Here is a 2,715-nt window from a genome sequence, read left to right on the forward strand (position 1 = left end):
CGAAGGGCTTGGGCAGGTAGTCGTCGGCGCCCAGGTCCAGGTTGGCGACCCGGTCGTCCAGGCCGTCGCGGGCGGTGAGCACCACCACGGGCGTGCGGTCGCCGCGGGCCCGGGCATGGCGCAGCAGGGCGGTGCCTTCCTGGCCGGGCAGGCCCAGGTCGAGCAGCACGCAGGCATAGTCGCCGTCGGCCAGCGCGCGCTCGCCCGCCAGGCCGTCGGCGACCCAGTCGAGCGACCAGCCCTCCCGCGCCAGCCCCTGGCGCAGGCCGGCCGCGATCATCTCGTCGTCTTCCACGAGCAGGGCGCGCATGGGGGTCTCCGCTTGTTGTCGGTGCGGCACGCTAGGCCGCACGACTTAAGGCAAGCTGATCCGGTGGCGAGGCGCGCTGGGACGTGCCCGGGCCGGGGCGCAGGCGCTCAGAAGCGCTCGTCCGCCCCCAGGTAGCGCCACTGCCCCTGCGGCAGCTGGCCCAGCACCACGTTGCCGATGCGGATGCGCTTGAGGCCCACCACGCGCAGGCCGACGGCCTCGCACATGCGGCGGATCTGGCGCTTCTTGCCTTCCCTGAGCACGAAGCGCAGCTGCTCGGGGTTCTGCCAGTCCACGCGCGCCGGCTTGAGCGGCTGGCCGTCGAGCGACAGGCCGTGGCGCAGGCGCGCGATCTGCTCGCGCGGAAACACCGACTGCACGTCGGTCGTGCGCTCCTGGCCGCCCATGGGCCAGCTCACGCGCACCAGGTATTCCTTCTCGATGCCCGAGTCCTCGCCGATCAGCTGGCGGGCGACGCGGCCGTCCTGCGTCAGCACCAGCAGGCCGACGGAGTCGATGTCCAGCCGGCCCGCGGGCGCCAGGCCGCGCAGCTGGTCGGGCGCGAAGCGCTGGCGGCTGCCGTCGCCGCGCCAGTGGTTGCGCGGCTGCACCAGCGTGACGGCGGGCTGGTGGCCGTCCTCGGCCTGGCCGCTCACGTAGCCCACCGGCTTGTGCAGCAGGATGGTCACGCGCTGCTCCTGCTGGCCCTGGGCGCGCTTGTCGACCTCGATGCGGTCGGCCGGGCCCACCTTGAAGCCCATCGGCGCGACCTGGCCGTTGACCTTGACCCAGCCGCGCTCGATCCACGCATCGGCCTCGCGCCGCGAGCACAGGCCCAGGTCGGCCATGCGCTTGTTGAGTCGGATCGGTTCGGGCGTGTCGGTCATCGGGCGGGCGGGGAGGGCGGAGACAGGGATGGCGGGCGGACCGCCATTGTCCGCTCAGGCGCTCAGACGACGCCCAGCACGCCCAGCACCGCGCCGGCGCCCAGCAGCCACAGCAGGTGCACCCGCGTGCGCCAGACGATCACCCCCGCCACCAGGGCGAGCAGCCACACGGGCCAGTGCGCGTGGCTTTCCTGCTCGTTGCTGCGCGCCAGCACCCAGCCGGTGGCCACCAGCAGTCCCACGGCCACCGGGGCCAGCCCCTGCTTGAAGGCGCGCACGCCGCGGTGCGTGCGGTGGCGGTGCGCCCAGCGCGTGGCCAGCAGGGTCAGCACGCTGCTGGGCAGCAGGATGCCGGTCATGGTGGTGGCCACGCCCAGCAGCCCGAGCAGCCACGCATGCAGGCCGGCGCCGATGCCGCCGCCGGCGTTCAGGCCCACGTTCCAGCCCATCAGCGCCACGAACAGGATGTTGGGCCCGGGGGCGGCCTGGGCGATGGCCACCGAGGCATTGAACTGGCCCGGGTCCAGCCAGCCCTTCTGTTCCACCAGGTAGCGCTGCATGTCGGGCAGGGTGGTGATGGCGCCGCTCACGGCCATCAGCGACAGCAGCATGTATTGGCCGAGCAGGTTCAGCCAGTCGTGCCAGTGCAGGGTGATGCTCATGGGCCGCGGCCTTTCAGGGCTTGAGCCGCGCGAAGGTCCACAGGCAGGCGCCGCCGCCCACGGCCAGCAGCACCCAGCCCAGCGGCACCCGCGCCAGGGCGATCAGCACGAACACCAGCGCCGCGATGCCCACGCCCACGCCGAAGCCCAGCGGATGCGCGCGCAGCGAGGGAACGAGCTTGACGCCGGTGGCCGCGATCACGCCGCCGGCCACCGTGCTCATGCCGCGCAGGGCCCCGGCCACGCGCGGGTCGTGGGCGAAATGGGCATGCAGCACGGCCAGCACCAGGATCACCGCCAGCGGCAGCACCAGCATGCCGGCCAGGCCAGCGATGGCGCCGCGCAGGCCGAAGTGGCGGTCGCCCAGGATCAGCGCCAGGTTGATGACGTTGGGGCCGGGCAGCACCTGGGCCACGGCCCAGTCCTCGATGAACTGCGCCTGCGTCAGCCAGCGCTTGCGCTCAACCAGCTCGCGCTGCACCACGGCCAGCACGCCGCCGAAGCCCTGGAGCGCGAGGATGGTGAAGGAGAAGAAGAGGTCGGCGAGGGATTCGGGCCGGGCCGGCGCGCCGTGTGGATCGGCGCCGGCATCGGCCCCGGGGGGCGGCATGGGCATGGCGGCGGATTATCCGGTGGCCGCCGCCGCCGGACGGTCGCCGCGTCAGCCCCGGCTCAGCCGTCGGTTCGGCTCCCTCTCCCCTCGCGGGAGAGGGCTGGGGAGAGGGGGCGCGGGCGGTCATGAGCCTGCGCACGTTGTTTGAGGCGCACCCTCTCCCCAACCCCTCTCCCGCGAGGGGAGAGGGGCTCATCCCTGCTGCTGCTTGAAGGCGCTCGTGCTCAGCGGCCGCGCGCGGCC

The 2,715-nt window shown here is 73.5% G+C and carries 4 protein-coding genes; all 4 read right to left on the bottom strand.

Annotated elements, in window-relative coordinates:
• On the bottom strand, nt 1–310 hold a 310-nt coding region (locus NS331_RS24650; protein ID WP_153013043.1), incomplete at its 3' end, for a response regulator.
• 107 nt (nt 311–417) lie between these two features.
• A complete protein-coding gene (locus NS331_RS24655; protein ID WP_058644550.1) occupies nt 418–1,197 on the bottom strand; it encodes a pseudouridine synthase in 780 nt (259 codons plus the stop codon).
• 62 nt (nt 1,198–1,259) lie between these two features.
• On the bottom strand, nt 1,260–1,859 hold the full coding sequence (locus tag NS331_RS24660) for a chromate transporter (protein WP_058644551.1): 600 nt from the start codon (nt 1,857–1,859) through the stop codon (nt 1,260–1,262).
• 13 nt (nt 1,860–1,872) lie between these two features.
• Entirely contained in the window at nt 1,873–2,469 is a 597-nt protein-coding gene (locus tag NS331_RS24665; protein WP_058644552.1) for a chromate transporter, read from the bottom strand.
• Nucleotides 2,470–2,715: the final 246 nt, after the last annotated feature.

Origin of the sequence: Pseudacidovorax intermedius (assembly GCF_001476815.1) — a bacterium.
GTDB lineage: Bacteria > Pseudomonadota > Gammaproteobacteria > Burkholderiales > Burkholderiaceae_C > Xenophilus > Xenophilus intermedius_A.

What these genes read in the sequence shown, in the direction of transcription:
- NS331_RS24665 (WP_058644552.1), bottom strand. Translation starts at nt 2,469, where the DNA reads ATGCCGCCCCCCGGGGCCGATGCCGGCGCCGATCCACACGGCGCGCCG.
- NS331_RS24660 (WP_058644551.1), bottom strand. Translation starts at nt 1,859, where the DNA reads ATGAGCATCACCCTGCACTGGCACGACTGGCTGAACCTGCTCGGCCAA.
- NS331_RS24655 (WP_058644550.1), bottom strand. Translation starts at nt 1,197, where the DNA reads ATGACCGACACGCCCGAACCGATCCGACTCAACAAGCGCATGGCCGAC.